We start from the raw sequence: 20,500 nt of genomic DNA on the forward strand, positions 1-20,500 counted from the left end.
CTCCGCTCGCGCGTGTGATGAACATCATCGGGGGCCGCTGGGAAGTAAGCGGTGCCTTACTAGACGCGGCCACTGTATTAGCGCATGCTTGTGTTGTGTATTCATCGAATAAGTCCGTGGCTGTCTCCGATGCCCCGGCGCTCCACGTTCCCGTAACGGGTGAAGCCGAAGAACGCACCCGCGACCGCGTCCTGTATTCCGTCCTTGAAGACGGACCCATCAGTGCCGCTGAACTGGGCGAGCGCCTGGGCTTTACTCCAGCTGCCGTCCGTCGCCACCTTGATGCCCTCTCTAAGCAGGGGCTCGTTGAGGTCAAGCTTGTTGCCAACCAGCGCTCCGGCGCCGGGCGGCCGTCCCGTCGCTACGTGCTTTCGCACCGCGGCCAAACAAAAATGGGCAACGATTACCTCGACATCGCAACCGATGCACTGACCGAACTTGGCCGTGCCGCCGGACCTGCCGCAGTTGAGGCCTTCGCCGCCCGCCGTTTTGCCGCCATGGAGCAGCGTTATCGCCCGGCGGTTGAGGGAATCGAGGCGCTGGAGGACCGTGCCGAGGCTCTGAGCGAAGTGCTCAGCGCCGATGGTTTTGTTGCCTCCACTCGAAAGGTCGGGGCGGGATCGCCCACGGCCACCATGCTCAGCGTTCAGCTGTGCCAGGGGCACTGCCCCATTCAAGATTTGGCCAGGGAATTTCCCGTCTTTTGCGAGATGGAAACCCAAGCCTTTTCCCGCCTGCTGGGTGTCGATGTGCGAAGGCTCTCGACACTAGCCAGCGGCGGGCATGTGTGTACGACCCACGTCCCCGTGGGCCGGAACCAAACTCCTCAGCCAGCTGAGAAGAGAACTCGAATCAAGATCACGAAGCAGGAGAGGCCGCGATGACGGATCAGATTGCCCCCGAGTCCACTGACGCCGGCGTGATTACCGAGATCTTGGAGAAGAACCCAGAACTCCAGGGAATCGGTAGTTACGAATACGGGTGGAGCGACAAGAATGACGCAGGTGCCAATGCGCGCCGCGGCATCAACGAAGACGTTGTCCGCAACATCTCGGAGCTCAAGAGTGAGCCCCAGTGGATGCTGGACATGCGCCTGAAGGGCCTGAAGTACTTCGACCGCAAGCCCATGCCTACCTGGGGTGCAGACCTCTCGGGCATCGACTTCGATAACATCAAGTACTTCGTGCGCTCCACCGAGAAGCAGGCAACCAGTTGGGATGACCTGCCCGACGACATCAAGAACACCTACGACAAGCTCGGCATCCCCGAGGCAGAAAAGCAGCGCCTGGTTTCCGGTGTCGCCGCCCAGTACGAGTCCGAGGTTGTTTACCACCAGCTCCGCGAGGATCTGGAAAAGCAGGGTGTCATCTTCCTAGATACCGACACCGCGCTGCGCGAGCACGAAGACATCTTCAAGGAGTACTTCGGCACGATCATCCCAGTGGGCGACAACAAGTTTGCGTCGCTGAACACCTCGGTGTGGTCCGGCGGATCCTTCGTCTACGTCCCCAAGGGCGTCCACGTGGACATCCCGCTGCAGGCCTACTTCCGTATTAATACGGAAAACATGGGTCAGTTCGAGCGCACCCTGATCATTGCCGATGAGGACTCCTACGTTCACTACATCGAGGGCTGCACCGCCCCGATTTACACCTCGGATTCGCTGCACTCGGCAGTTGTGGAAATCATCGTGAAGAAGGGCGCTCGCGTCCGTTACACCACGATCCAGAACTGGTCGAACAACGTGTACAACCTGGTGACCAAGCGCGCTGTCTGTGAAGAGGGCGCCACCATGGAGTGGGTCGATGGCAACATCGGTTCCAAGGTCACTATGAAGTACCCGGCCGTTTACCTCGTGGGTGAAGGCGCTCGTGGCGAGACGCTCTCGCTCGCATTCGCCGGCGAAGGCCAGCACCAGGACACCGGATCGAAGATGGTGCACATCGCACCGAACACCTCCTCGAAGATCGTCTCGAAGTCGGTGGCCCGCAACGGTGGCCGCTCCGCCTACCGCGGCCTGGTCCAGGTTCGCGAAGGCGCCAAGGGTGCACGCAACTCGGTCGAGTGTGACGCGCTGCTGGTTGACCAGATCTCGCGTTCGGATACCTACCCGTACATCGACGTCCGCGAGGACGACGTGACCATGGGCCACGAGGCAACCGTTTCGCGCGTCTCCGAAGAGCAGCTGTTCTACCTGATGAGCCGTGGCATGACCGAAGAAGACGCCATGGGCATGATCGTGCGCGGCTTCGTCGAACCGATCGCCCGCGAGCTCCCGATGGAGTACGCCATGGAACTGAACCGCCTCATTGAACTGCAGATGGAAGGATCCGTCGGTTAATCATGACTGATACCGCAACTCACTTATCGGGCGAAAAGGCCCGTCTCGGTGCACCCAGCATTTCCGGATTCACCGAAGAGGGCGAAAACCTTTCGCCCTTGAACGCAGCAGAAGTTTCCTCCCCGCTGGGCGGCGACGCCTCCAAGGCGCACAGCCACGGTGCCGGCGCAGGAATCCCTGACTCCTCACGCGCTGGCCGCAAGACCAGCTACAACGTTGAGGACTTCGCGGCGCTGACCGGCCGCGAAGAGGACTTCCGCTTCACCCCGCTCAAGCGCTTGGGCGGACTGCACAAGAACGAGCTCACCGGCGCGGCTCCCGAGGTGTCCTTCACCGGCGCCAAGGCAGTCACCCTGGAAACCGTTGCCATGACCGACGCTCGCGTTGGCTCGGCCGGAATCCCGGAGGACCGGGTCTCTGCCAATGCGTGGAAGTACGCTGCAGAAGCCAAGGTTCTGACCATTCCCGCTGATTCTAGCGGCGAAGAAGTCACCGTGACCTTCACCGGCACGTCCACCGAGGCTGCAGCCAGCCACCTGGTGGTTATTGCGGAAAAGAACTCCGAATCGGTGCTCGTCATCGACCACGTGGGATCCGCAGTATTGGCACAGAACATTGAGATCGATGTTCGCGAAGGCGCCAAGCTCACCGTCATCTCGCTGCAGGCTTGGGCCGATGACGCAATTCACGCCTCGGCACACCTCGCCAAGGTTGGCAAGGATGCGCACCTGAAGCACATCGCCGTTACCTACGGCGGAGACCTGGTCCGTGTGACCCCCTCGGCACACTTTGAGGGTGAAGGCGGAGAAGTAGAGCTCTTCGGGCTGTACTTCGCCGATGCCGGACAGCACCTCGAGCACCGCCTGTTTGTCGATCACGCCACGCCGAACTGCAAGTCCAACGTTCTGTACAAGGGCGCGCTGCAGGGCAAGGACGCGCACACCGTTTGGGTGGGCGACGTACTGATCCGCAAGGAAGCCAAGGGGACAAACTCCTACGAGGCGAACCGCAACCTGGTTCTCACCGACGGGGCACGCTCCGACTCGGTGCCGAACCTGGAAATCGAGACCGGCCTGATTGACGGTGCGGGACACGCATCGACCACCGGCCGCTTCAACGATGAGCACCTCTTCTACCTGATGGCTCGCGGTATCGACGAGAAGACTGCCCGCCGTCTGGTGGTGCGCGGCTTCTTGAACGAAATCGTGCAGCAGATCCGGGTTCCGGAGATCGAGGAACGCCTCGCCGAAACCATCGAGCGCGAACTGGCGGCCACGGACAGCTAGTCCGAGGCCTTCCTCCACCACAAAAAACTTCGTCGATTCACTTCGACTTTACGACTGAGAGAACGGACTCAAGGTATGTCTACTCTGGAAATCAAGGACCTGCACGTCTCGATCGAGACCGAGCAGGGCGAAAAGGAAATCCTCAAGGGTGTTTCCCTCACCATCAAGACCGGTGAAACTCACGCCATCATGGGCCCCAACGGCTCGGGCAAGTCCACCCTCGCCTCGACCATTGCCGGTCACCCGCGCTACACGGTCACCTCTGGCTCGATCACCCTCGACGGTGCCGACGTCTTGGAGATGAGCGTTGACGAGCGTGCACGCGCTGGTTTGTTCCTGGCCATGCAGTACCCGGTTGAGGTTCCTGGCGTTTCGATGACCAACTTCTTGCGCACCGCCAAGACCGCCATCGACGGCACTGCCCCGAAGCTGCGGACCTGGACCAAAGAGGTCAAGACCGCTATGGAAGCATTGAAGATCGATGCGGAGTTCGCTTCGCGTAACGTCAACGAGGGCTTCTCCGGCGGCGAAAAGAAGCGCGTGGAGATCCTCCAGCTGGAGCTCTTCAAGCCCAAGTTTGCCATCCTGGATGAAACCGACTCGGGCCTAGACGTTGACGCGTTGAAGACCGTCTCCGAGGGTGTTAACCGCGCTAAAGAAGAGAACCAGATGGGCACGCTGCTCATCACTCACTACACCCGTATCCTGCGCTACATCAAGCCCGACTTTGTGCACGTCTTTGTTGACGGCAAGATTGCCGAGCAGGGTGGCGCAGAGCTGGCCGATCGCCTCGAGGACGAGGGCTACGACCGCTTCCTGAACGTCCCGGCCTAGCCATGAGCGTAGAAAACGAAGCGGCCAGCGGGTCGACTGAGACTCAAATTGAGGACGTCGAAGAGGCGCTCAAGGATGTTATTGACCCCGAGCTCGGGGTGAACATCGTTGACCTCGGCCTGCTTTACGGGCTGAAGTATGCCGATGATGGCGCACTGCTAATCGACATGACGTTGACAACGGCGGCATGCCCGTTGACCGATGTCATCGAGGAGCAGGTAGCTCAGGCACTGGATTCGGTTGTCGATTCCTACCGCCTGAACTGGGTCTGGATGCCACCATGGGGTCCGGAACGGATCACCGATGACGGTCGCGACCAGATGCGAGCCCTCGGCTTCAACATCTAGTCAACATCGAAAAGTCAAAGCGAGGCGCACTCCATGCGGAGTGCGCCTCGCTTTGTCTGTCTGGGGGCAGTGCTTAGGCTCCGGGACGATCCAAGTCTTTGGCACTGAGGGTGTCGCATTTGTTGATGTCCCCGGTGGAGTAGCCCTGCAGGAACCATGCCTGACGCTGATCCGAGGAACCGTGGGTCCAAACTTGGGGATTCACTCGCCCGGAGGAAGCCTCCTGGATCCGGTCATCACCCACGGCGGATGCTGCGGAGAGTGCCGAGCTGAGGTCGGCCTTGGAGAATGGCTCCAGGAAGGCGGTGCCGTTTTCGTCCTTGGTGTTTGACGCGTGGGCCGCCCACATTCCGGCGAAGCAGTCGGCCTGCAACTCAACGCGCACCGAGCCGGAGGTCGCTCCCTTTCCGCCCTGCTGGGAGGCCGAGAGTGTGCCGATGGTGTTCTGGATGTGGTGCCCGTATTCGTGGGCGACCACGTACTCTTCGGCCAGTGGGCCACCATCGGAACCGTAGGTGCTGCTCAACTCGGCAAAGAATCCGGTGTCGAAGTAGGCCACCTGATCACCGGGGCAGTAGAACGGGCCAACAGCGCTGGTCGCCGTGCCACAGGCGGTGTTCACCTGATCATCAAAGACCTCGACGCCGGGCTTCTGAACCTGGACGTCATATTGTGGCAGGTAGTCCAGCCAGAAGCTGTCCAAAGATTGCGTGGTTGCCAAGATTCGGCAATCGGCCCGAGCATTGGCATCCGCGCCGGTTTTGCACTCGGTGATGCTTGGCCCCCCATTTTCACCGGTGCTCTGTTCGGTGGTGGTGGAGCTGCCCAAGCCCAATTGTGTGAGCATGTCCGGGTTGATGCCTAACAGTGCGGCGAGCAGCACCACGATGATGCCGCCACCACCCGCGGCAATCTTTGTACCGCGGCCACGGCCGCGCGAATCCTTAATGCGTCCGGAATCCAAGCGTGCGTTGTCATTGAAACTCATGATTCATACACTACGTGCGCAAACCACTTTTTGGCGCCGTGTCGCAACAAGATCGTGGGGAGGCTTAGTTGCGTTCCATGATTCCACGCGCGGCCAATGCATCGGCCGTGCGCTGGGCGTAGGCAACGGTGTTGATGACCACCGGTGCGGCAAGAATGGCAGGGTTGCGCTTGATATCGCGGGCCTTGGCGGCGTCGGTGAGATCCTGCACGGAGGTAGCAATGGCGGGGATACTGCGTAACATCAGGGCCACAGCGAGGGCGATGGTGGCGGGGTTGCCACCGATGAATCGTACGGGGGCAGCGGCTGCCTCGAGTCCATCAAGCAGTGCCGACTGGGTGGTGGTCAGCAGGATCAAACGCCCGCATTGAATCACCGCGAGCATTCCACTGATGAGGCTCAGCGCGAACAGCGGGGAATTGAGGATTGCTTGATAGATCCCCAAGATGGCGAAGATCCACCAGAGCTGACGCAGCGGTGCAACCCAGGCGCGCAGTACCCTGGGGCCAGCGAGGGCAAAGAGGCCCACGCCGAACAAAAGAGTTCCGATGCCGACCGCGGGAATTCGAAAGATCAGCACCGCTGCGCCGATGATGAGAACCACGAGGTATTTAGCCAGCAGCGGGGCTCGGTGGATCAGACTGGTGCCGGGCAGATAGTGCCCCAGCAACATTTGGTGGTTGGCGCTCACGGGGTCACCCGTCCATCACGAACCAGCTGACGGTACGTAGCCACGGCCTCGGGGGCAGGACCATCAAAGATGATCTGTCCGTCGGAAACTAACAGTGCCCGGTCTGCTGAGGCGGCAAAATCCAGATCATGGGTGGCGTAGATGACCTGCTGCGTTAGTGCGTCGAATGTTGATTGAAGCAATTGGTTATTGGCCAGATCCAGCAGCGTGGTGGGTTCATCGGCCACCAAGATGTTCTGCCCGGCTGCTAATACGCTGCAGAGGGCCACTAGCTGACGCTCGCCGCCGGAGAGGTCGTAGATGCTGCGCTGAGCCAGATGTTTTAGGCCGAGCGTGGCGAGGGCACGTTGCGCGGCCTCGGTGCGCTGTGCACGGTTCTTGTGGCTGGCCTTCAGCGATAGCTCAACGTCTTCAATGACGATGGGCATCACCAATTGCGAGAGTGGGTCGGTGAATAAGAACCCCACCCGTTGACGCACCGCCTTGGCCTGCTGGACGGTGTTAAACCCATGGACTTCCACCGATCCGGTAGAGGGGGAGACCAGCCCATTGATCAAACGCAGCAACGTGGATTTTCCCGAGCCGTTGGCTCCGATGACGGCGATCCGAGGCTCGCTGAGTTCAACGGTGCAGGGGGAAAGAACGGTGCGCTCAGGCATAGATGGGTCTTCGGACGGAATGGATACGCCCGCAAGGTTAAATCGGATCACGCTTAACGGTATTCCCTGCTGGTGGTGTGGAGCGAATGTGGGTTGAGCTCGAGCCGCGCGGACTAACTCTGGTAGCGGCGGCGGGCGAAGGCTGGGAAGGCCTTGAACACGCTCACGGCAATCGCGGCGGCCAACAAGTTCTTCACCACGTCACCTGGCCAGTAGGCCATATCAAGGATGAAGGCCTTGCCCAGCGGGATCTGCGCATTGAGGCTCATGCCCAGGATGCCCATCGGGTGGATGATGAGAATCGATCCGCCCATGGCGGCCAAGAACAGGAAGAGAAAGCGGAAACGGCGGACCTTGCGTAACACGAGTGTCGCAAGCGCCCCGGTGACCAATGCGGCGATGGGGAAGGCCAGCAAGTAGCCGGCGCTCGGTGCTGCCAAGGAACCAACGCCGCCGGAGAATTTGGCGAAGATAGGTACTCCCGCCAGTCCCACCAGTAGGTATAGCCCGGTGGCGGAGAAGCCGCGTAGGGATCCAAGGATGAGCGCGGTGAGAGCCACGCCCATGGTTTGCAGGGTGATGGGGACACCCAATGCGCCTACCGGAACGGCCGGTACCAGCGTGAGCACAGCGATGAGCGCGGCGAAAACGGAAACGAGGGCAAGATCGCGGGCGCCGATGCGCGGAGTGGTTCCGGAGATACGCTGCGTGGGTGAAGTCATCGTGTGGTTCCTGACGGTGGAAATAATGGGGCCAATCGGTGGGCGGCCCGCAGGGTTATGACGCTGAAAAGAACAATACTTGAACGTCGTTCAAATGTCTTGATCACTGTTCAAGTGTTTCGTCACACGAGCCCTATTGGAGCATTGAAGTCAGTCGCGCTAAGTTGTCAGCAGTTCGCTGCCACAGCGTCCTGCTCAGCCACTCTTCGAGGTGCAGCTCGCGTGAACGCTCCCGATAGCCGTCCTGAACTGCCAACAGATCGTTGAGCAGTTCTGGGCCGTGAAGCAGCACCGAGACTTCCATATTAAGTGAGAACGAGCGCATATCCATGTTGGAGGAACCAACGATTGCCACCTCGTCGTCGATGGAGAAATGCTTGGCGTGGAGCACCTTGGGGGCGCGGTACAGATAGATGCGAACCCCGGCACGCAACAATGCCTCGTAGTAGGAACGCTGCGCATGATGAACTAGGGCTTGGTCCCCGATCTCCGAGACAAAGAGTTCAATCGGAACTCCACGTGCTGCCGTAGTTAAGATCGCTAACAGGATTGATTCGTCGGGAACGAAATAGGGGCTGGTGATGGAAACGCGCGTTGTGGCCTGGTGGATCATCAACGTGAAGAGCTTCAGGCTGTTGTCGTTTTCGAAGCTTGGACCACTGGGTAACACCTGCGCATCAATGTTTCCATTCCACGTTGGTGCACTGCTGCTCGGCGGGCGCAGCTCCAGAAGTGTTCCGGTTTCGCTATACCAGTCGGTGATGAAAACAGCGTCGAGTTCACGTACCGCGGGGCCCTCAATGCGCATCATCAGTTCGTGCCAGGTGAGCCCGCGTTGGATGTTTTTGGCCTTGTGGTAGCGCGGTTCGATGAGGTTCATGGAACCGGTGAATCCTACCGATCCGTCGATCACCAGAAGCTTGCGGTGATTTCGCAAATCTGGACGTTGCCATTGCCCCCGCCAGGGACGCAACGGCAACATTTGATGTAGTTGCGCGCCAATGGAATCCAAAAACCTGATGGTCTCTGTGCGTCGCGGATACATCAGCGAGGCCACATGATCAACTAATACGCGCACCTGCACTCCGCGTTCGCATGCGCGGGCCAGCGCACCAAAGAACGGCGCTGTGGCATCGTCGAGAACTCCAATGTAAAACTGAACGTGTACATGTTCCTGGGCGTCATCAATGGCTTCGGCCATCTCCTTGATGGTGCCCAGATAATCATCATTTAGTGTGATCCGATTCCCGCCCACCATCGGTAGGGCGCCGAGCGCCATGTTCAGTTCGGCCGCGGAGCTGAGCCAGTTTGGCCACAAAGGCGAATGAGTTTTAGGCCAGGAGCCACCGGTACGGCGGAGCATCAGCTCATTTACCTCGCGCTGCTTGGCTCGACGATGGGCGGGGAGTCGTCCAAAACCGATCAGCAGGTAGGCCGCGACGCCCAGAAAGGGAATAAAAACGATCATCATGACCCAGGCGATGGCCTCCGCCGGCTTTCGGTTGCGAGAAACCAGCACCGTGGCCAATAATCCCAAGACCACGTGGGTGATGCCGAGCAACAACGCCCAGATATCGATCTCGCTCATCGTTTTGCCTGCGCCGGAACTATGACCTTCTTGATGATGAGCAAGAGGGCCGCACTGGCGGGACAGGCAACTAGTGCGCCGAGCAGGCCAGCCAGTGTGCCACCGGCCATAGCCCCAATCAGCACCATGGAGGCGGGGATACTGATCGCCTTGCCCACCACGCGTGGGGTCAGGACGTAGGCCTCAACCTGCATGTAGATAATCATGACCAGCAGGACCGCCAGAGCGGTTCCTGGGGAATGGAAGAGGGCTACTGCGGTGATGATCGCAGTGCTGATGACGGATCCGATCAGCGGGATCATGGTGATCGGCAGCGCCAGTACCGCAAGAACGGGTGCGAAGGGAACCTGCAAGATGGTGAGTAGGAGGAAGGTGAAGGTCGCATTGATGGTCGCCAGAATCGCCATGCCGCTGAGGTAACTGCCCACGGAAGCGGCGATCTCTTCGGAAATTTCCACCGCCGCAGCGCGCCGGCTGGCGGGTATTAAGTCGTAGAAGCCATTCTTGATGGCATCCAAGCCGATGACGAAGTAGAGCGTCAGCATCGTCACGAAGAGCACCGCGAAGACGCCATTGGCCACGCCGAAACCGGCCTTAAGTGCGCCATTACCCAAAGCAACCCACAGCACCGGATCGCTGACCGCGCGCTGTAACCATTCGAGGCCGGGCACCAGTGCGCCGTCGAGCGTGTCATCCAGCGCCATGAACCAGCTTTGGGTTTCGATCCCTTCCAACCGGCCGGGCAATGAGACTAACAAGGCGCTGCCCTCGGTCACCATCAGCGGGACAATGAGACACAGGACCGCTGCCCCGAAGAGAACGATGGCGCCGGCGACGCAGACAACTGCTCGAACCCTGCCCATGCCCAGCCCGGCGAGTTTGCGCACCACCGGGTCCAATCCCAGAGAAATGAAAAGCGAGACGAATACCAACGTCAGTACATAGGTCAGTGATACGACGGCCGCGCCCAGGGCCAGAGCAGTCAGCACTCCCAATGTCACCACGAACCCCGCGCGAAAGGTGAGTCTCATGTTGCTGGCGCTCCTTGTCTGAGTGCGGTGTAGGGATGCCCTCCACTTGCCCGACTGTAGACGATCATCACATCTGGGTGAATACAGCGCGCCGAACGGCAAACGGGCAGAATGGCAAACGGGCAGAATAGAGACATGGACATGAATGATGGGATATCGCAGGACCTGAGCGTGGGACAGGTGGCGGCGCGTTCGGGTGTTGCCGTCTCGGCCTTGCATTTCTACGAGCGTGCGGGGCTGATCGCCTCACGGCGTACCGCCGGCAATCAGCGTCGCTATGACCGTAGCGTGCTACGTCGGGTAGCCGTCATTCGCGCGGCCCAGCGCGCGGGAATTCCGTTGAAGTCGATCGGCGAGATCTTTGCTGGACTGCCTAACGATGTTGCTCCCCTCAAGGAGGACTGGCAGGAGGTCTCCGCCGCATGGCGTGAGGATTTGCAGGAGCGTATCCACCAACTTCAATCTCTGCGTGATGGTTTGGGCGGTTGCATTGGATGCGGTTGCCTTTCATTGGCCGAATGTGGCTTCGTGAACCCCAACGATAAATTGGCCGATGAACTTGGTGGGGCCAGGTTGTTTAGGGATGACGACTCAATTTGACCTCAACCTTGGTTGAGGTTCTAGCGTTGAGGGAGAAGAAGGTCATCCCCGCCCATGTGGGGATGCTCAATGAAAGGATCTCCACACCCGCTATGCAAATCCTGAACCGGTCCGAGTTGGTGGCCGAGCAATTTCGTCTCGCCTTTGGGAACCATCCCGCAGGTGTCGCTGTCGTGACGGCCAGCGGAGCTCGGGGGCCTGTCGGGATCACCGTTTCGTCGCTGATTTCCGTATCCGCTGATCCCGCATATCTTGCCTTCAGCGTCGCCCGGGTCACTGGTTCGGCCGAAGTGATCCTTCAGGCCAAGAGTATCGTTGTTCACCTACTGACAGCGAGCAACGCCGAGATCGCCGCGTTGTTCTCTCGTCCAGGGGCGCAGCGATTTGCGCAGCTCGAACGGTGGGAAGAATTATCCACCGGAGAACCACTCATCCACGGAGTGGGCGCTGCCCTGCGTTGCACCATCGAGTCCCGGGTCGAAGCCGGGCCAGCCACGTTGGTGGTTGCCTCAGTTATGGAGATCCTTGACGGAGAATCCCTTGCCGCGCCGCTGGTTTATCACCGGCGCGGCTATCACAGCATCGGTGAGCATTCCCGCCTCACTGCTTGACCTGGCTCCCGAAAACCGGGTGTTCTGGGTTCCACGAAAGACGATTTGAGGAGTCATTTTGGCTATTTATACCTTGCCTGAGCTGCAGTACGATTACGCCGCTTTGGAGCCGAATATTTCGGCGCGGATCATGGAGCTGCACCACTCCAAGCACCACGCTACGTATGTTGCTGGAGCGAATACTGCGTTGGAGCAGTTGGCTGAGGCCCGCGAGAAGGGCGAGTTCGGAGCGATTCCGAAGTTGTCCAAGGATTTGGCGTTCCACTTGGGTGGTCACACCAACCACTCGATTTTCTGGAACAACCTGTCTCCGGAGGGTGGCGATAAGCCTGAGGGTGAGTTGGCTGCTGCGATTGATGATGCTTTTGGTTCTTTTGATGCTTTCCGTGCGCACTTCACCGCTGCTGCGATGAGCTTGCAGGGTTCGGGTTGGGCGTTGTTGGGCTTTGAGGGCTTGGGTGGCCAGTTGGTCATTGAGCAGCTTTATGATCAGCAGGGCAATGTTCCGGTGGCGACGACTCCGTTGTTGATGTTGGACATGTGGGAGCACGCGTTCTACCTGGATTACGTGAATGTTAAGGCCGACTATGTGAAGGCTTTCTGGAACATTGTGAATTGGGCGGATGTGTCGGCTCGTTTTGATGCTGCGCGCGCTGGTGCGGCGAAGCTGATCGTCCCCGGCAAGTAACAGGCACTAAAACCACGTCGGGCGGCTCTGAAGCTGGAGAATTTCTCCGCTAACAGAGCCGCCTTTTTGTGCAATTTATCAATGAGCAGTGTGCGAACTCAGAATCGCGATGAAGAACCCGATCCGGAGAAGCTGCCACCACTGGAGCCGTATCCGGTGCTCCCGCCGGAAGAAGTACTAGGAGAGCGACTTTCCTGAACACTGGAGCGGCCCGCCCTGAAACCGCTACTCAGGCCGATCACCGACCAGAATCTGGTCGAAGGATACACCGTTCCCAGAATGCTGTGCTCGGAGGCACCGCTGGCTTTTGAGGCATCTGCCGATCCCATGGCAGTGCGCATGAGTTCGGCCTCCTTGGTTGTTTTGGCGTATTTTTTGATCATGGTCTCGGAGTGCTGCTTCAGCAGTTCTGATAGTTCTTCACGGGACGCAGCGATCTTGTCCAGTGCGTCTTCCGGGGTCAATTCTCCGGAGCTAATATGGGCTGCCCACTTGTCCATTTCAATGGCCGTCAAGGATTCAAATCTGCTGAGGGCGAGCGCTGAGGCGGACTGCGGATCAGAGTCTTTCTCTGCCAAGAGTTGTTGGATGGCGGTGAGGTCCTCGCGTAGGGGAACCAGCTGGCGATCCCACGCTGCGCCCCAGCCCGATCCCATGTTTAGCAACATATTGGTATCCGCAATGACATCATCGAGGCGGTCTAGCTCCGTTGCTTTCTTGGCGAATTTTTCTAAGAGAAGTGCCGTTCGTTTGCTGTTAAGGTCTTTTGTCGTCAGTGCCTCGGCCTCGTGGCTCTGCTTTGTCAGTTGTGAATAGGCAACCATGAAACCGCGGTATTTTTCCAGAACTAGGCTCCCGTAGCGCGATGAACTATTGATGGTCTTGGCATTAAGCTCGGTGACTTCCAGATCCATGCTCACGTTCGCGTAGCTGGTATTTGCGGTTTGCAGTGCCTTTTTGGAGCGGTTCCGATAGATTCTGCGGACCGCCAGGGTGCTGCCCAGTGATATGCCACCAGTCATCACGAGAATACCTGTCCAGATATAGAGCACGGGAGACTTGTACCAGGGGCGATTCATCAATTGTGCTGCGCGTTCAACGCCTGTGATCGTCGCGTCGGTCCACTGGGCTTCGCGCAGTAGTTCTTTCGTGGATTCTTGGATGTCATCACGTTGACTGGGTGAGACCTTGCGGTCTTCTCCGAAGTAGGTGCCTACCTGACGCCCCGATGTGTCTAGTGCAAAAATGAATAACGAGTCCGCCCATTCTTGCCGGTTTGAACTGAGCCACTCGGGATGGGTTTCGCGGGCGAAACGTAGTACTTCCTCATTGAGGTTGTCATTGGGGTCGCCGGCACGGGTATAAATGACGACCTTGGTCGGCTCGTTGAAATTGATCTCTTCGATGGCAGGAATCAAGGACTTTGAGTCCAATGATCCAGCGGTGTCTTCAACGACGATGTCCGCCGCCGCGACGGCCTGCGCCGCAGGCGCTCCCGTCAGTAGCAACAGGGCCGCCACGGCCAGTGTGGTGTATATCTTTCGCATGTTAGTGCCGTTCCTCGGGTGCAGTCTCTGCTTTGCACCTTAGCTGGATTACCCTAACCGATCGACCGTACGTTCGTGGTGGCGCGCCGCGGTGAACTACGACAGTATCGAGCGAAGCAATTCCAGCAAGACGGGAGTCTGCTCGAGAATGAGCACTAGGCCCAGCGAAATCATGACGATGCCGCTGAACAGTGTGATGAAGCGGGCTGCCGTCGGGCGCTGACGCAGCAGGACTTTGGCACCAAAAGCAACACCTGCGTAGATGAACACCGTGAGCACCATATGGCTCGTGCCCAAGATGGCCGTCTGAAGCGGCACCGGAAGCGGTGCATCGGCGTGGATGAACTGTGGGATGAGTGCTAGGTAGAGCAGCAGCGCCTTGGGATTAGTCCCGCTGGTACCCAAACCACGGATGAAGGCCCGGCCAAAGAAGCGATCTTGATGTTTCGAGACTGTTTGAGCAGGAACGCGGGTCAGGACCATGGTGTCGGTGCGAGCCAGGGTGTCGGGTACTGGATTACTGGTCGACATGGCGCTGGGGCCTTCTCGATTCACCGCTGCATCGGCCGAGAACCCGGCCTTTCGCCATGACCTGCAGGTGCCGATTCCTAGCCAGATCAGGTATGCGGCTCCACCGAGAGTGAGCCAAGTCAGTAATTGCGGCATGCTCACAATCAAGGCAGCCATTCCGGCAACGATCAGAAGTGTATGGAAAACGTAACCGGCACCGAGCCCCACAATTGCGGAGGACATGCGGTATCGACCCAGCCCGGCGGAGATAGCGTAGGCCCAGTCGGCGCCGGGTGTCATTGCTAGCGCGAATGACACTGCCAAGAAGCCAAGTATGGCGTTCAGTTCCATGATGGATCACTTTCTTCGTTTGAATCTACCGGCAAGTTTAGGAAGAAAATGACGAAATGTGCTTGCCTGTTCTCCCATAAAAATTGACAATTGAGCAAGATATAAGTTGATACGGTAAGTACCGTGCAAGAATCTTGCTTCAGCAACGGAACGTGCGTGAAAATCTATGGATGGGTGCCCGCTAATGGACGGAATGGACCGCGCTATGCTGCGTCGACTGCAGGATGACGGCAGAATGACCGCCACTGCCCTGGCCGAAGGCGTGGGGTTAACGCTCGCTCCGTGCCACAGGCGGCTGCGCGAGTTGGAAAACAGCGGTGTCATTCGTGGATATCGGGTGGATGTCGATCCGGCCAAGGTGGGGCTCGGATTCGAGGCGTTGGTGTTTGTGACACTCAAGGACCGTCTGAGCCTGAAGCCCTTTGAAGAAGAAGTCGCTGAAATTGGTCCGATTATTGACGCCCAACGGCTCTTTGGCGACCCTGACTTCCTACTCCGCGTTATGGCCGAAGACCTACCGGCCTACCAACGTTTTTATGACGACGTTCTGGTGGGGTTACCCGGGGTGGAGAAGCTCACCAGCACGATCGTTATGAAGAGCATCAAGTCTGGTGGCCGGCTCCCGATCTAGCTACGCATCGACACAAAAAAGCGGCACCCGCCAGGAAAATCTGGTGTGTGCCGCTTTTTTAGTGCCCCCGACGCGATTCGAACGCGTGACCTAGAGATTAGAAGGCTCTTGCTCTATCCATCTGAGCTACGGGGGCGGCACAAGAATCATAGCCCAAACCGGCCGGTCACTCATATTTCACCCTTGGCGATACTCGGATATGAAGGGTGGCGAAGGGGTGAAAGCAATTACTCACGAAGTATGATGAAAGAATCAACTTTGCGTTTAATCCATCGCAGAATCACCTGCCAGCCCGCCACCAAGAAAACGAGAGGATGCCGTGCCGAACCCATCTCGAGCAATCTCCATCGCTCCACAATCGACGAACCATATGACATGGAGAAACTCGATTTTCGGCATCTTCTTTTTGTGCGGCTTTGTGTTCGCAACTTGGGTGGCACGGCTTCCGGCGGTACGCGAACAGCTTGAGCTCTCCACCTCAGATGTTGGAGTCCTACTCTTTTCGATGGCAGTCGGATCGATCGGCGGTCTGGCCTTCGCTCCGAGCATCTCGGCGAGATTGGGCATCCGGCGCGGCATTAGATTGGGCCTGCTAACTCTGGGCGTAGCTATGTCTCTATTGGGAGTTGCTACGGAGGCACTTGGCAGCACCGTAAGCGCCATGGTCATTCTTGTTGTTTACGGCTTCGTTTTCAGCGCGACCGACGTCATGATGAATGTTGACGGGGCTGCGCTCGAACGCTCTCTGGGTAAGACGATCCTGCCTATGATGCACGCCTTCTTCAGCTTTGGGACCATCATTGGAGCCGTTGCCGGAGCGGGCGCCGCGCGACTAGGCATCGACGTGATGCTGAACTTTGCCGGAGCAGGCGTGCTGACCATGGGGCTCGGCCTGTTCTTTGTTCGCAATGTCTCGGGCAGAGCCGCAAGCGTTGAACCATCGACCGAGAAGCCTGAGGAACACCGCTGTTGGCACCGGCGACTGACCGGACTGATGCGTGAGGGTAACTTGTTGCTCATCGGGCTCATGGTCGCTGGACTTGCATTTGCCGAAGGCACTGCCAACGACTGGCTGACCATCGCCTCGGTGGATGACCATGGATTCAGCGAAGCAACTGGTGCGTTGGTCTTTGGAGCATTCGTGGCAGCGATGACCGTGGGCCGAGTCTTTGGTGGGCCGTTGATCGACCGGATGGGTCACAAACGCGTCCTGGTGTTCATGGGAGTGCTCGGCTTGGCAGGAATTGTCCTGTTTATTGTTGCGCCAGCTCCGTGGGCGGTATTCGCCGGAGCGGTGCTCTGGGGTCTGGGCGGCTCGCTGGGTTTCCCAGTTGGTATGAGCGTCGCCGCGTCGCATCCCACCAATGGGCCGCGGCGCGTGGGGATTGTTGCCGTATTTGGCTATTCATCGATGCTCATCGGGCCGCCGGTCCTCGGCTTTCTCGGTGAACACTTTGGAGTACTGCACGCGTTCATCTTGGTAGCAGGCATCTTGCTACTCACGCTATTGATCACGCCCAAGGCAACTGCAGCGCCGGCTTCGCACCAGGCGCCGCAGCGCGTGAATTAGTGCCCGAAAGTCATCGGATCTGCCGGCTTATCGGCAGTGCCGTTGAGGCTATCGATAGCCAGAATTTCCTCCGCTGAGAGATTAAAAGCAAAGACATCCAAATTCTCCGCCAAGCGACTGGGATCCGATGTCTTGGGGATAGGGACAACTCCGCGCTCGATCTGCCAGCGAAGCACTGCCTGAGCCGGGGTGACATCGTGCGCTCGTGCCGCCGCCAGGACCGGGGCGGCCTGCAGCAGATCATGCTTCCCGCGACCCAATGGTGCCCAGCCCTCGGTGAGGATGCCGTGTTTGGCGTGGAAGGCGAGGCGTTCATCATCCAGCCAAAACGGCGAGTGTTGAATTTGGTTGACGTCAGGGGCCACGCCGGTGGCATCGATCAGTTCCTGCAGCTGCCCGGTGGTGAAATTTGAGGTTCCGATGGCGCGCACGCGTCCGCGTTTGAGCAGCTTCACCAATCCCTCCCATGCAGCCACATATTTCCCTTCCTGCGGGTTGGGCCAGTGGATGAGGAAAAGATCGACGTATTCCACACCTAGCCGCTGGCAGCTGTTCTCCCACGCGTCCTGCACACCCTGCAACGAATGCCACTGCACGTTGAACTTTGAGGTGATAAACAGTTCCTCGCGGGGGATTGAGGTTGATCCGATGCCTTCCCCGATGCCCTTCTCATTGCCGTAGTTCTCGGCGGTGTCGATGAGGCGGTATCCGGCGTCCAGGGCGTGCACGACAGCCGCACCAGCCTGAATGTCATCCAACGGCCACGTACCAAGGCCGATGGAAGGGATAAATGCGCCATTGTTGAGTTCTCGAAGTGGGACCGCTGCATGATTATCTGACATTTGGCCATGCTATGGCACCAACGAGATTCCCGATAGGGGGCCATCGCCCAGCGCTCCGGAGACCGGCGCTTCGCTCAAGATGCGTACGAACGGGCAGCAACGTGAAATCCACGGACAGTTCCCCGCACGGCAACGGCCGAAAAACGCGACTCGTGATGGCAAAAAGGAGTTTTCCACACCCGGTTCACGGAGCGAGGCGCTGCGCGGAAAGAAACTTGCACACTGAGGTGATGTAGCAGGAGGTACCTGCAAACAATCGAACATTGGAGTGCACCATGACGGACCACATTACGTTGCGCGGTGTGGTGGGAACCGAGCCCCGCCAGAACGCGGGTAGCAGCGGTACTCTCATTGCAAAATTTCGGATGGTGAGCAACGAGCGCCGCCAGGATCCCGAAACGGGGCAATGGGCCGACGTGCACAGCAATTGGTACACCGTGTCGTGTTTTCGGTCCATGGCCACCAACCTGCTCGCCAGCATCCACATGGGTGACCATGTGGTGGTCTACGGCAAAATGCAGGTGCGCGAATTTGATCGCCAGGATGGCACTCGCGGATTCAGCGTGGACATTGAGGCCATGGCGTTGGGCCATGATCTGCGGTTCGGAGTCAGCCGATTCGAGCGGGTGCGGCGCGCAGGTAGTGAAGAAGGTGCCGACGGTCGAACTCACCAGGCAACCGCAACGCGAGGTCACAACGAGTCAAATGACGAGCTTGCCGAGACCGGATGGTCGGAAGAAGAATCGGGAAAAGAAGCCGAGGCCGCCTAGCGGGTGTGCGGCATCGAACACTGCGTCAAATACCCCGTCGGCCACGGCGATTGACCGCCGTGGCCGACTCATGTGTGCAGGAACATGTGCCATCAGCCGAAACGAGCGGCGAAAATTGGGAGTAAGTCTCTATCAGGCACTAGCCTTGATGCCATGGCGGAATTCATTTACACGATGACCAAGGCTCGCAAGGCCGTTGGCGACAAAGTCATTCTTGACGATGTCAGCATGTCGTTCTACCCAGGCGCAAAAATTGGCGTGGTTGGACCGAACGGCGCGGGCAAATCAACGATCCTGAAGATCATGGCAGGGCTAGACATACCCTCCAACGGCGAGGCACGCCTCAGCCCGGGATACAGCGTAGGAATCCTCTTGCAGGAACCCCCGCTGAACGAAGAAAAGACGGTCCTGGGCAACGTCCAGGAAGGCGTCGGGGAGATCTACGAAAAGATCACCCGATACAACCAGATCTCCGAGGAGATGGCACAAGATGGTGCCGACTTCGATGCATTGCTCGAGGAAATGGGCCACCTGCAGGAAGCCATCGACACCGCCGATGCTTGGGATATCGATTCCCAGCTCGAGCAGGCCATGGATGCTCTGCAGTGCCCACCGGGAGACTCCGAGGTGACCCACCTTTCCGGTGGTGAGCGCCGTCGTGTCGCCTTGTGCAAGCTCTTGCTGCAGAAGCCGGACCTGCTGCTCCTTGACGAGCCTACTAACCACTTGGACGCCGAGTCGGTGCTGTGGCTCGAGCAGCACCTGTCCGCGTACCACGGTGCAGTTTTGGCCGTCACCCACGATAGGTACTTCCTGGACCACGTGGCCCAGTGGATCTGTGAAGTCGACCGCGGTCGCCTGCACGCCTACGAGGGTAACTACTCGGCCTACCTGGAAAAGAAGCGCGAGCGCCTCGAAGTCCAAGGTAAGAAGGACCAGAAGCTTGCCAAGCGCCTCAGCGAAGAACTCGAATGGGTTCGCTCCAACGCCAAGGGCCGCCAGACCAAGTCGAAGGCCCGTCTGGCCCGGTACGAGGAGATGGCTTCGGAGGCTGAGCGCACCCGCAAGCTGGACTTCGAAGAAATTCAGATTCCGGCCGGACCGCGTCTGGGTTCCGTGGTGATCGAAGCAAAGAACTTGAAGAAGGGCTTCGATGATCGCGTTTTGATCGACAACCTGTCCTTCTCGCTGCCGCGTAACGGCATCGTGGGTGTTATTGGTCCCAACGGCGTCGGCAAGTCAACACTGTTCAAGACCATTGTTGGCATGGAACCGATTGACTCCGGCGATCTGAAGGTCGGCGAGACCGTCAAGATCTCCTACGTTGACCAGAACCGTGGCGGCATCGACCCGGAAAAGTCGCTGTGGGAAGTTGTCTCCGAAGGGAACGACTACATCCAAGTCGGCCAGGTCGAGGTGCCCTCGCGCGCCTACGTCTCGGCTTTCGGCTTCAAGGGACCGGACCAGCAGAAGAAGGCTGGTGTGCTCTCCGGTGGTGAGCGCAACCGCCTGAACCTGGCACTGACCCTCAAGCAGGGCGGCAACTTGCTGCTCCTCGATGAGCCCACTAACGACCTGGACGTGGAAACGCTCGGGTCCTTGGAAAACGCGCTGCTTGAATTCCCCGGCTGCGCCGTGGTCGTCTCGCACGATCGCTGGTTCCTTGACCGAGTTTCCACCCACATCCTGGCCTATGAGGGCACCGATGAGGACCCGGCGAACTGGTACTGGTTCGAGGGCAACTTCGAATCCTACGAGGCCAACAAGATCGAGCGCATGGGCCCGGAAGCTGCGAAGCCGCACCGCGTCACCCACCGTCGCCTGACCCGCGACTAGCATTTACTGCTAGATATGGGTGAGGGGGTTGGTGGTTTGGATGAATTTCATCCAAAC

Annotated in this window: 21 protein-coding genes and 1 tRNA gene; 12 read left to right on the forward strand and 10 right to left on the reverse strand. The window is 58.8% G+C overall.

The features are described 5' to 3' along the window. Positions 1-95: 95 nt before the first annotated feature. From HED64_RS08190 to HED64_RS08210, 5 genes are all read left to right on the forward strand, one after another. Complete coding sequence (locus HED64_RS08190) at positions 96-884, forward strand: helix-turn-helix transcriptional regulator (protein WP_425351791.1); 789 nt, start codon at positions 96-98, stop codon at positions 882-884. After that, on the forward strand, positions 881-2,341 hold the full coding sequence (gene sufB, locus HED64_RS08195; RefSeq protein ID WP_132365278.1) for a Fe-S cluster assembly protein SufB: 1,461 nt from the start codon (positions 881-883) through the stop codon (positions 2,339-2,341). The genes HED64_RS08190 and sufB overlap by 4 nt, the downstream gene beginning before the upstream one ends. Before the next feature lie 2 nt (positions 2,342-2,343). After that, entirely contained in the window at positions 2,344-3,627 is a 1,284-nt protein-coding gene (gene sufD, locus HED64_RS08200; protein WP_168151566.1) for a Fe-S cluster assembly protein SufD, read from the forward strand. Positions 3,628-3,702: 75 nt separating this feature from the next. Continuing rightward, the gene (gene sufC, locus HED64_RS08205) at positions 3,703-4,461 is read left to right on the forward strand and encodes a Fe-S cluster assembly ATPase SufC (RefSeq protein ID WP_168151567.1); all 759 of its coding nucleotides are present in this window, start codon (positions 3,703-3,705) and stop codon (positions 4,459-4,461) included. A gap of 2 nt (positions 4,462-4,463) precedes the next feature. Continuing rightward, positions 4,464-4,808: a metal-sulfur cluster assembly factor gene (locus HED64_RS08210; protein WP_132365281.1), complete on the forward strand. Its 345-nt coding sequence runs from the start codon at positions 4,464-4,466 to the stop codon at positions 4,806-4,808. 73 nt (positions 4,809-4,881) lie between these two features. On the opposite strand, the gene ypfJ is transcribed toward HED64_RS08210, so the two are convergent. The 6 genes from ypfJ to HED64_RS08240 form a co-directional block, all read right to left on the reverse strand. Next, a complete protein-coding gene (ypfJ, locus tag HED64_RS08215) occupies positions 4,882-5,796 on the reverse strand; it encodes a KPN_02809 family neutral zinc metallopeptidase (RefSeq protein WP_168151568.1) in 915 nt (304 codons plus the stop codon). 64 nt (positions 5,797-5,860) lie between these two features. Next, on the reverse strand, positions 5,861-6,487 hold the full coding sequence (locus HED64_RS08220; RefSeq protein ID WP_168151569.1) for a CbiQ family ECF transporter T component: 627 nt from the start codon (positions 6,485-6,487) through the stop codon (positions 5,861-5,863). Continuing rightward, positions 6,484-7,146 carry an energy-coupling factor ABC transporter ATP-binding protein gene (locus tag HED64_RS08225; RefSeq protein ID WP_168151570.1) on the reverse strand — a complete coding sequence of 221 codons (663 nt, stop codon included), beginning with the start codon at positions 7,144-7,146 and terminating at the stop codon, positions 6,484-6,486. The genes HED64_RS08220 and HED64_RS08225 overlap by 4 nt, the downstream gene beginning before the upstream one ends. Before the next feature lie 113 nt (positions 7,147-7,259). Continuing rightward, a complete protein-coding gene (locus HED64_RS08230) occupies positions 7,260-7,868 on the reverse strand; it encodes a biotin transporter BioY (protein ID WP_132365285.1) in 609 nt (202 codons plus the stop codon). 133 nt (positions 7,869-8,001) lie between these two features. Next, positions 8,002-9,456, reverse strand: a complete 1,455-nt coding sequence (gene cls, locus HED64_RS08235) for a cardiolipin synthase (RefSeq protein WP_168151571.1) — start codon at positions 9,454-9,456, stop codon at positions 8,002-8,004. After that, the gene (locus tag HED64_RS08240; protein ID WP_168151572.1) at positions 9,453-10,487 is read right to left on the reverse strand and encodes an AI-2E family transporter; all 1,035 of its coding nucleotides are present in this window, start codon (positions 10,485-10,487) and stop codon (positions 9,453-9,455) included. The genes cls and HED64_RS08240 overlap by 4 nt, the downstream gene beginning before the upstream one ends. A 135-nt stretch (positions 10,488-10,622) precedes the next feature. Between HED64_RS08240 and soxR the strand changes: the two genes are divergently transcribed. Genes soxR through HED64_RS08255 form a run of 3 tightly spaced genes read left to right on the forward strand, consistent with a single transcriptional unit; the run spans position 10,623 to position 12,386 of the window. After that, on the forward strand, positions 10,623-11,087 hold the full coding sequence (gene soxR / locus HED64_RS08245) for a redox-sensitive transcriptional activator SoxR (RefSeq protein ID WP_210149445.1): 465 nt from the start codon (positions 10,623-10,625) through the stop codon (positions 11,085-11,087). Next, positions 11,084-11,698 (forward strand): flavin reductase family protein, encoded by a 615-nt coding sequence (locus HED64_RS08250; protein ID WP_245325826.1) that lies wholly within the window; start codon positions 11,084-11,086, stop codon positions 11,696-11,698. The genes soxR and HED64_RS08250 overlap by 4 nt, the downstream gene beginning before the upstream one ends. 58 nt (positions 11,699-11,756) lie before the next feature. After that, positions 11,757-12,386 carry a superoxide dismutase gene (locus HED64_RS08255; protein WP_168151551.1) on the forward strand — a complete coding sequence of 210 codons (630 nt, stop codon included), beginning with the start codon at positions 11,757-11,759 and terminating at the stop codon, positions 12,384-12,386. Positions 12,387-12,484: 98 nt separating this feature from the next. Here the strand turns inward: HED64_RS08255 and HED64_RS08260 are convergent, their stop codons facing one another. After that, complete coding sequence (locus tag HED64_RS08260) at positions 12,485-13,933, reverse strand: DUF5129 domain-containing protein (RefSeq protein WP_168151573.1); 1,449 nt, start codon at positions 13,931-13,933, stop codon at positions 12,485-12,487. A 96-nt stretch (positions 13,934-14,029) separates the two neighbouring features. Continuing rightward, a complete protein-coding gene (locus tag HED64_RS08265; RefSeq protein WP_168151574.1) occupies positions 14,030-14,794 on the reverse strand; it encodes a LysE family translocator in 765 nt (254 codons plus the stop codon). A 184-nt stretch (positions 14,795-14,978) separates the two neighbouring features. Between HED64_RS08265 and HED64_RS08270 the strand changes: the two genes are divergently transcribed. Further along, positions 14,979-15,425, forward strand: coding sequence for an Lrp/AsnC family transcriptional regulator (locus tag HED64_RS08270; protein ID WP_132363431.1), 447 nt, complete (start codon positions 14,979-14,981; stop codon positions 15,423-15,425). 62 nt (positions 15,426-15,487) lie between these two features. Here HED64_RS08270 and HED64_RS08275 read toward each other — a convergent pair. Beyond that, positions 15,488-15,561 (reverse strand) — tRNA-Arg (locus HED64_RS08275). A gap of 135 nt (positions 15,562-15,696) precedes the next feature. Between HED64_RS08275 and HED64_RS20170 the strand changes: the two genes are divergently transcribed. Further along, a complete protein-coding gene (locus HED64_RS20170) occupies positions 15,697-16,995 on the forward strand; it encodes an MFS transporter (RefSeq protein WP_342590694.1) in 1,299 nt (432 codons plus the stop codon). Here the strand turns inward: HED64_RS20170 and HED64_RS08285 are convergent. Further along, positions 16,992-17,837: an aldo/keto reductase gene (locus tag HED64_RS08285; protein ID WP_168151576.1), complete on the reverse strand. Its 846-nt coding sequence runs from the start codon at positions 17,835-17,837 to the stop codon at positions 16,992-16,994. The genes HED64_RS20170 and HED64_RS08285 overlap by 4 nt on opposite strands. Positions 17,838-18,112: 275 nt before the next feature. Between HED64_RS08285 and HED64_RS08290 the strand changes: the two genes are divergently transcribed. After that, positions 18,113-18,607, forward strand: a complete 495-nt coding sequence (locus HED64_RS08290) for a single-stranded DNA-binding protein (RefSeq protein ID WP_168151577.1) — start codon at positions 18,113-18,115, stop codon at positions 18,605-18,607. 153 nt (positions 18,608-18,760) lie between these two features. Beyond that, positions 18,761-20,443, forward strand: coding sequence for an energy-dependent translational throttle protein EttA (gene ettA, locus HED64_RS08295; RefSeq protein ID WP_132363439.1), 1,683 nt, complete (start codon positions 18,761-18,763; stop codon positions 20,441-20,443). Positions 20,444-20,500: the final 57 nt, after the last annotated feature.

The sequence above is a fragment of the Paeniglutamicibacter terrestris genome, assembly GCF_012271785.1.
GTDB lineage: Bacteria > Actinomycetota > Actinomycetes > Actinomycetales > Micrococcaceae > Paeniglutamicibacter > Paeniglutamicibacter terrestris.

Bases quoted from the DNA above. Each gene is read 5' to 3' on its own strand.
- sufB (WP_132365278.1), top strand. From the start codon at position 881: ATGACGGATCAGATTGCCCCCGAGTCCACTGACGCCGGCGTGATTACC.
- sufD (WP_168151566.1), top strand. From the start codon at position 2,344: ATGACTGATACCGCAACTCACTTATCGGGCGAAAAGGCCCGTCTCGGT.
- sufC (WP_168151567.1), top strand. From the start codon at position 3,703: ATGTCTACTCTGGAAATCAAGGACCTGCACGTCTCGATCGAGACCGAG.
- HED64_RS08210 (WP_132365281.1), top strand. From the start codon at position 4,464: ATGAGCGTAGAAAACGAAGCGGCCAGCGGGTCGACTGAGACTCAAATT.
- ypfJ (WP_168151568.1), bottom strand. From the start codon at position 5,796: ATGAGTTTCAATGACAACGCACGCTTGGATTCCGGACGCATTAAGGAT.
- HED64_RS08225 (WP_168151570.1), bottom strand. From the start codon at position 7,146: ATGCCTGAGCGCACCGTTCTTTCCCCCTGCACCGTTGAACTCAGCGAG.
- HED64_RS08230 (WP_132365285.1), bottom strand. From the start codon at position 7,868: ATGACTTCACCCACGCAGCGTATCTCCGGAACCACTCCGCGCATCGGC.
- cls (WP_168151571.1), bottom strand. From the start codon at position 9,456: ATGAGCGAGATCGATATCTGGGCGTTGTTGCTCGGCATCACCCACGTG.
- HED64_RS08240 (WP_168151572.1), bottom strand. From the start codon at position 10,487: ATGAGACTCACCTTTCGCGCGGGGTTCGTGGTGACATTGGGAGTGCTG.
- soxR (WP_210149445.1), top strand. From the start codon at position 10,623: ATGGACATGAATGATGGGATATCGCAGGACCTGAGCGTGGGACAGGTG.
- HED64_RS08260 (WP_168151573.1), bottom strand. From the start codon at position 13,933: ATGCGAAAGATATACACCACACTGGCCGTGGCGGCCCTGTTGCTACTG.
- HED64_RS08265 (WP_168151574.1), bottom strand. From the start codon at position 14,794: ATGGAACTGAACGCCATACTTGGCTTCTTGGCAGTGTCATTCGCGCTA.
- HED64_RS08270 (WP_132363431.1), top strand. From the start codon at position 14,979: ATGGACGGAATGGACCGCGCTATGCTGCGTCGACTGCAGGATGACGGC.
- HED64_RS08285 (WP_168151576.1), bottom strand. From the start codon at position 17,837: ATGTCAGATAATCATGCAGCGGTCCCACTTCGAGAACTCAACAATGGC.
- HED64_RS08290 (WP_168151577.1), top strand. From the start codon at position 18,113: ATGACGGACCACATTACGTTGCGCGGTGTGGTGGGAACCGAGCCCCGC.
- ettA (WP_132363439.1), top strand. From the start codon at position 18,761: ATGGCGGAATTCATTTACACGATGACCAAGGCTCGCAAGGCCGTTGGC.